This is a genomic window from Malaciobacter halophilus (assembly GCF_002837275.1).
GTDB classification, from domain to species: Bacteria; Campylobacterota; Campylobacteria; order Campylobacterales; family Arcobacteraceae; genus Malaciobacter; species Malaciobacter halophilus.
In genome coordinates this window covers 1-7,020 of the sequence record NZ_NXIF01000060.1, presented here as the reverse complement: position 1 = coordinate 7,020, position 7,020 = coordinate 1, and the positions used below count along the sequence as shown (strand labels likewise).

The window sequence follows — 7,020 nt, the reverse complement described above, 5'->3', positions numbered from 1 at the left end:
ATAAACATATTGTAAGCCAGTTTTACCATCAAAAGCAGCACCACTTCCAAGTGCAAAAAGACTTAATGCTTTCCAGTCATAATCTCTTTTAAAAGGACCAAATGTTTGTCCTACCATCTCTGTTTTTATTGCCATCTTACTCTCCTTATTTGCATATATAAAAATAAAAAAATCCTATTTATGTATAAGATAAAAAAAGCATTAATTAATTGAAATACTAATCATGATTTTTTTATAATCAAAATAATACAATAATCATGATTTTTTGTCAAGAAGTTTTATAAATAAAAATTAGTTTTTAAAATAAAGTTTTTTTAAGAAATAAGAGTAAAGCTCTATTTTAGAGCATTTTTAAATTATAAAAAATGCCCTAAAGATTCTTTTTTTATTTCTAAATAGTTTAGATTGTATTGATTTTTTGGTGTTATAGAAGGAATTCTGTGTAAAACTTCAAACTTTTCTAAAGATTTAATTTTACTTGGATTATTAGTTATCAAGTTTATTTTTTTAATTTTATAGTAATTTAATATATACTCAACAATTTCATAATTTCTTAAGTCAGTTTCAAATCCTAATTGATGATTAGCTTCAATTGTATTAAAACCTCTATCTTGAAGTTCATATGCATTAACTTTATTAAATAGACCTATACCTCTACCTTCTTGTCTTAGGTATATTATCATTCCATTTTTTTTAGATATTAATTTTAATGCATGGTGAAGTTGTGCTTGGCAATCACATTTTAAAGAACCAAGAGCATCTCCTGTTAAACATTCACTATGAATACGAAGTAAAACATCATTTAGAAGTGGTTCTTTAAATATTACTAAGTGTTCTTTATCATTTTCTTTAAAAGATTGTATTTTAAAATCTCCATATTTAGTTGGAAGTTTTGCTATGTTAGATATTTTAATATTCACTGCAAACTCCTTATTGATTGTTTCTAAAAAATTCTGCACTCATTTTTAAAGCTTCGTTAGCCTCTGGCATAATTTTAGTATAGTGTAAGAAAGCATGCATTACACCTTTATATATTTGAAGTTGGCAAGGTATATTATTTATTTGTAATAATTCATTTAATGTTATACTATCATCTAATAAAGGGTCAAGATTTCCTACACACATGTAAGTTGGTGGAATATTATAAGACAAATCAGCACTTAAGCAGTCATAATATTTTTTATCGTTTTTGTTATTTTCAAAGTAACAATCCTCATAATATTTTATATCCTCTTTTGTTAAAGAATCATATTTATTTCCTAATAGTCTTCTTGAGGTTGAGTCTTTAAGTCCATAAAGTCCATAATATAAAATCAATGTTTTTATATATGAGTTATTTTTATATTCATCTCTTAAATATAGATTTGTATTAAAAGCAATATTAGCACCAGCAGAATCACCCATAAGTGAGATTCTATTTTTGTTTATATTAAAATTTTGTGCATTTTCATGTAAATAGTTTGCAATAAATGCACACTCTTGTATTGCTACTGGATATTTATACTCAGGAGAGAGCTTATAATCAATTGCTACAACTACGCTTTTGCTATATTTACAAAAATATTTTATCATTCTTTCATGTGTTTTAGGACTGCCGACAATAAAACCACCACCATGTATAAATAGAGTGCAACTTAGGTTATTATTGTTATTTGGATAATAAATATGTATATTTATATCTCCATGTTTTCCTTGAATAACTCTTTTTTCTTCTTTTAAGTTAAGACTATTTTCATTCCAGTAAGCTCTTTCTTTTATGTAGTTTTCTCTTCCTTCTTCAATACTGTTTAAAATTGCAGGATTTTTTTTCGCAAACTCTTCTTGAAAATCAAGAACTTCTTTCATCTGTTTTGTTATGTAGTTATTAATATCTATTTTATTCATTATGTTAACCTATAATCATGATTTAATTTTATAATTAGCATTATATATTTATCATGATTATTTGTCAACAAAAAATCGTCTTATGTAGTTTAATAAAGTAGCAAATCTATTTTTTCATTAATTTTTTATAATACTCTTCTAAAATCTTTTTATATTCTGGTTTTAAATAGAAACCAAAAAGTTGATAATAATACTTCATTGTCATTTGAATTGCTTCATCTTTTGTAAGATTACTCTTTTTTACATCTTCTATAATAGTTTTTGTAAATCTTAAACAAATATCATTAAAATCATTTGCATTCTCTTCATCTAAATATCCATCTTTAATACAGTTATCAAGCATTGTAAAACTTCTTGAGTAGATATTGTTTAAATGATACATTGTATTTAAAAATTGAGGAGTCTGCTCTTCCTTACTTGGATATAATTCATAATATTGATTAGTATATTCTTCAAACTTTTCTCTATCTTGAGAGAAAAATAGTAATTCAAATATATCTGGTTCACTGTATGCATGTTCACTAAAGCATAAACATACTGACATATATACTTCAATAGAGTTTTTGCATTTTGCTACACTTTTATATAGATGTCTATTATAGTTTTCAAGATGATTCATAGTTGCTAGGAAAACAAGATGTGTTAAATTGTCAAAATAATTATATAGTGTAGCACTTGTATATCCTGCTAAATCAGCAGTTTTTCTAATTGTTACAGCTTCAATTCCTTCTTTTTGGATTATCTCTTCTGCCGATTCTATGAAGTATTTCATAATTCTTTCTTGTTTGATTTTTGCTCTTTTTTGTTTTTGTTGCAAAGTTTTCAATCTCCTTTTTAATTTACATAAATTAAATTAATAATAAAAATTTATACTTATATAAAATATAATCATGATTATAAAGAAATTTTTATTTTATAATGCTGAATAGAATTTTTTAGTTTTGCATTGAGAGTTTAAGGTTTATTGCATCTTCATAGGCAAAGGCCCAATATTTTATAAGTAAAATTGAGATTAAAATTCCTGAAAGAATTATAATCCATGCAAATGTTTTATCTTTTTTGTAATCTGATATTTTGCTCTCTTTTTTAGGTACTATGTGTAGATTGGTTTGAAATATTATCTCTTCTTTTGTTTTTATTTGATTTCTTGAGCCTAAGATACCACATAAAATACTCATAAAAGTAGCAATAAAAAAGGGGTCTAAAAAATTTTCCAGAGGTAAATTAAAATACTCTTTTAATAATTTTGCAAAAATAAAAGTGATAAAACCACTAAACATCGCATAAAAAGCACCTCTTTCAGTAAGTTTTTTGCTCCATACACTAGCAAAGGCAACATATCCCCATGAAGCAGCAATTACAGTACTCGCAAACCAAGCTATAACTCTTATTGAAAGAATATTGTAATAAGCAATAATTAATATAACAATACTAAAAGTAAAAAGGACAACTCTTGTGAAATTTAATTGTTTTTTTTCATCTTTAAATTTAACATCAAGAATATCACTTGAAATACTAAAGCTAACAACAGATAAAAAAGTAGATGCAGATGAGAGTCCTGCTGCCATTATTCCTGTAAGAAGTAACATTCCTATAATTTCTGGCATAGTTTTATATGCTGCCCAAATAATTACTTCTTCAGGTTTATGCATATTTGGATTGATTTGAATGATACTAATTGCAATTAAATATAGATAAAAAAGAAATAAAACAGTTAATAAAGCAGTTAAAACTCCTGACCTAAAAATCACATGTTCATTTTTTGCCATAAGATTTCTACCTGCTTGCCAAGGACTTACACTAACAGTAATCATCCAAATAATACCCATAGTAATTGCATAAAAAACAGAGTTATCACTACTTCCTTTATAGCTTAAAATACCATCTGGAGCTAAAGGGTTATTTACTAAATTTGAAACTAGATTTGAGACTCCTCCTGTAGAGTTGAAGACATAACTTCCAGCAATAATTGTTATACATAAAAAGAAAATACACATAATTGTATCAGTTAAAATTACACCTTTTGAACCAGAATAAAGAGTGAAAATCATGATACAACCCCATGAAAGTAAAAGGGCAATTGTTTCATTAAAACCTGTAAGAGATTCCATTAAGATAGATGTCCCTTTTATAACACTTAGAAAATATGCACTAAGTGATATAACAGTTACGATTCCTGCAAAGCGTTTAATTCTTATACTATTAAACCTTTTAAAAAAATATGAAGGCATGGTATTTACTTTTGCTCTTCTAATAAAGCGACCAAAAAGTAATGGACCAATAATATATCCACAAGCACATATAGTATTAATCAAAACAATAGAGGTTATATGTCCATTATAAGCATAGGCAGTATCACCCATAAAACCATTGATACTAAGCATAGAAGCAAACATTGTTCCAGTTATTAAAAAAGTACTCGCATTTCTTCCTGAAACATAATAGTCTTCAATATTTTTTACTTTTCTGCCTGCATAAAATCCTGCTAATAAATATAGTAGTATGCTAATAACTACACCCCATAAATAGATATTCATAAGAAACCTAAAATTTTTTCTGTTTAGATACTAATTTTTCTTGTTCCTTATTAAGGTTTAAAGTTAAAATTAAACCTGAAAATGTGATACAACTTCCAATTAAAATTGAATATAAAATCTCATTCATATCTATTCCTATACTTAATTATTTTTTTTAAGTTATAATTATGATTATATAGAAATCGTGATTTTTTGTCAATTAATTTAACTTTAAATACTAAAATAAAATCTTAAAAATAATTTAAGAAAAATAGAGTTTATATCTCATTAGTTATTGATGCAATTTCATTGTTTTCGTTTACTAATACAACGGTTGGTTTATAGTTTTCTAGCTCAATTTCACTATATGAGGCATAAGCAATAACTATTATTTGGTCACCAATTTCAACTTTTCTAGCAGCAGCTCCATTTAGGCACATATCTTTACTTCCTGCTTCACCTTTAATTATGTATGTAGAAAATCTTTCTCCATTGTTAATATTTACTATATCTACTTTTTGACCTACTTTAAATTTTGCAGCTTTCATTAACTCTTCATCAATTGTGATTGAACCTACATAATTTAGATTTGCATCAGTTACTGTTGCTCTGTGTATTTTACTGTATAACATTGAAAAATTCATTTTGTATCCTTTATTTAAATATAGATATTCCTAGGGCTTCATTATAAGGAATTGCCCAATATTTGATAAGAAAACTACTAATTACAAAACCTGCAATTATAAGAGTCCAACCAAATATTCTATCTTTTTTATATTCACTTATTATTGTTTCAGAACTAGGTATTTTATGTAGATTGTTGAAAAAATCCACTTCATTTTTTGTTCGACTCTCTTTATATGAACCAAGTATTCCTAAAGTAGCACTACCAAAAATAGCAAGAAAAAATGGGTCAAAAATATTATCAAGTGGTAAATTAAATATCTCTTTTAATATTTTAGTAATAAAGAATATAAAAAAACCACCAACCATTGAGTAATATGCGCCTTTTTCTGTAAGTTTTTTACTCCATACACTAGCAAAAGCAACATATCCCCAAGAAGCAGCAATAATTGTACTTGCAAACCAAGCAATAATTCTAATAGAAGAGAGATCTAAATATGCTAGTCCTAAGGCAATTAAACTAACTATAAAAACAATAAATCTAGTAAAGTTAATTTTTGAACTCTCTTTTTTAAATTTTACATCTAAAATATCACTTGAAGTACAAAAACTAACTACTGATAAAAAAGTAGAAGCAGATGAGAGTCCTGCTGCCATTATTCCTGTTAGAAGTAATACTCCTATAAATTCAGGCATTACTTCAAAAGCAGCCCAAATTATAACTCTTTCAGGCTCTTGCATATTTGGATTGATTTGAATAACACTAATTGCCATAAGATATAAATAAAGTAGAAAAAATACACTTAACAAAACACCAATAGTACCTGCACGAAAGATTATATGTTCATTTTTAACCATTAAATTTCTACCCGCTTGCCAAGGACTAACTGCAACAGTAATCATCCAAATAATACCCATAGTAAAACCATAAAATAAAATATCAAAGGCACTTTTACCATAAGTATTCCCATGAAAGCTTAATAATCCATCAGGAGTATTTGGATTGTTTACTAAATTTGTAATTAAGTTTGATACTCCTCCTGAGGCATTAAAAATATATTGACCTGCAATAATAGTTGCAACAAGAAAGAAAATACACATTATTGTATCGGTAACTAAAACACCTTTTGAACCAGAGTAAAGAGTAAAAAATACAATACATGTCCAAGCAAGTAATAAACAAGTTTCTTTACTAAAACCTGTCATACATACCATTAAAATTGCTGTTCCTTGTAAAACACTTAATAAGTAAGCACTTAGTGAAACCACAGTAATTATTCCTGCAAATTTCCTAATTCTTGTGCTATTAAATCTTTGCCAAAAATATGTGGGCATAGTATTAGCTTTTGATCTTCTAATATATCGTCCAAAATACAAACCTCCAATAATATATCCACAAGCACAAATAGTATTTAATAAAACTAAAGTTGTAATATTGCCATTGTATGCATAAGCAGTATCGCCCATAAATCCATTTGTACTAAGCATAGAAGCAAACATAGTACCACTAATAAATATTGTAGTGGCATTTCTTCCTGAAACATAGTAGTCGTTTATGTTTTTAACTTTTCGTCCAACATAAACTCCTACTACTAAATAGACTAACATACTAAGTAATACACCTATAATATAGCTGTTCATAGTTTCTGTCTTTTTTTATTGATAGTTGTTGATAAGTTTTTTTGCTCTTTTAATAAATGATAGTTTAATAAAGAACCAACAAAGACTAAACAGCCTCCAATGAATAAAGAGAATACTATTTCACCCATAACTTTACCTTTATTATGAAAAAAATAGAGTTGGTTTTTACCAACTCTATTTATAATTAAAAGTAGAGGTTTCTACTTAAGCCTTAAACTATTTCCACTCAGCAAGAGCGAAGTTAAAATAGATCATTTGAGGGTCATTAGCATCAATAACTCTAAACCTAATAGAATTATCATCCCACTTCCAAATTTGAGTTTTAATAGTACAACCAGGGAAAAGAGGCTTAGTA

Annotated in this window: 7 protein-coding genes; all 7 read right to left on the bottom strand. The window is 26.8% G+C overall.

Annotated elements, in window-relative coordinates:
- Nucleotides 1–356: 356 nt before the first annotated feature.
- Nucleotides 357–920 (bottom strand): GTP cyclohydrolase II, encoded by a 564-nt coding sequence (gene ribA / locus CP960_RS12825; RefSeq protein ID WP_101185884.1) that lies wholly within the window; start codon nucleotides 918–920, stop codon nucleotides 357–359.
- Between the two features lie 10 nt (nucleotides 921–930).
- The gene (locus CP960_RS12820) at nucleotides 931–1,884 is read right to left on the bottom strand and encodes an alpha/beta hydrolase fold domain-containing protein (protein WP_101185883.1); all 954 of its coding nucleotides are present in this window, start codon (nucleotides 1,882–1,884) and stop codon (nucleotides 931–933) included.
- Between the two features lie 106 nt (nucleotides 1,885–1,990).
- Nucleotides 1,991–2,701 (bottom strand): TetR/AcrR family transcriptional regulator, encoded by a 711-nt coding sequence (locus CP960_RS12815; protein WP_101185882.1) that lies wholly within the window; start codon nucleotides 2,699–2,701, stop codon nucleotides 1,991–1,993.
- A gap of 118 nt (nucleotides 2,702–2,819) precedes the next feature.
- Nucleotides 2,820–4,421, bottom strand: a complete 1,602-nt coding sequence (locus CP960_RS12810; RefSeq protein WP_101185881.1) for a sodium:solute symporter family protein — start codon at nucleotides 4,419–4,421, stop codon at nucleotides 2,820–2,822.
- A gap of 257 nt (nucleotides 4,422–4,678) precedes the next feature.
- Nucleotides 4,679–5,044 carry an aspartate 1-decarboxylase gene (gene panD, locus CP960_RS12805; RefSeq protein ID WP_101185880.1) on the bottom strand — a complete coding sequence of 122 codons (366 nt, stop codon included), beginning with the start codon at nucleotides 5,042–5,044 and terminating at the stop codon, nucleotides 4,679–4,681.
- Between the two features lie 10 nt (nucleotides 5,045–5,054).
- Entirely contained in the window at nucleotides 5,055–6,632 is a 1,578-nt protein-coding gene (locus CP960_RS12800) for a sodium:solute symporter family protein (protein WP_228152081.1), read from the bottom strand.
- 29 nt (nucleotides 6,633–6,661) lie between these two features.
- Nucleotides 6,662–6,793: a hypothetical protein gene (locus CP960_RS14070; RefSeq protein ID WP_265734456.1), complete on the bottom strand. Its 132-nt coding sequence runs from the start codon at nucleotides 6,791–6,793 to the stop codon at nucleotides 6,662–6,664.
- Between the last annotated feature and the right edge of the window lie 227 nt (nucleotides 6,794–7,020).

What these genes read in the sequence shown, in the direction of transcription:
- CP960_RS12820 (WP_101185883.1), bottom strand. Translation starts at nt 1,884, where the DNA reads ATGAATAAAATAGATATTAATAACTACATAACAAAACAGATGAAAGAA.
- CP960_RS12810 (WP_101185881.1), bottom strand. Translation starts at nt 4,421, where the DNA reads ATGAATATCTATTTATGGGGTGTAGTTATTAGCATACTACTATATTTA.
- panD (WP_101185880.1), bottom strand. Translation starts at nt 5,044, where the DNA reads ATGAATTTTTCAATGTTATACAGTAAAATACACAGAGCAACAGTAACT.
- CP960_RS12800 (WP_228152081.1), bottom strand. Translation starts at nt 6,632, where the DNA reads ATGTTAGTCTATTTAGTAGTAGGAGTTTATGTTGGACGAAAAGTTAAA.
- CP960_RS14070 (WP_265734456.1), bottom strand. Translation starts at nt 6,793, where the DNA reads ATGGGTGAAATAGTATTCTCTTTATTCATTGGAGGCTGTTTAGTCTTT.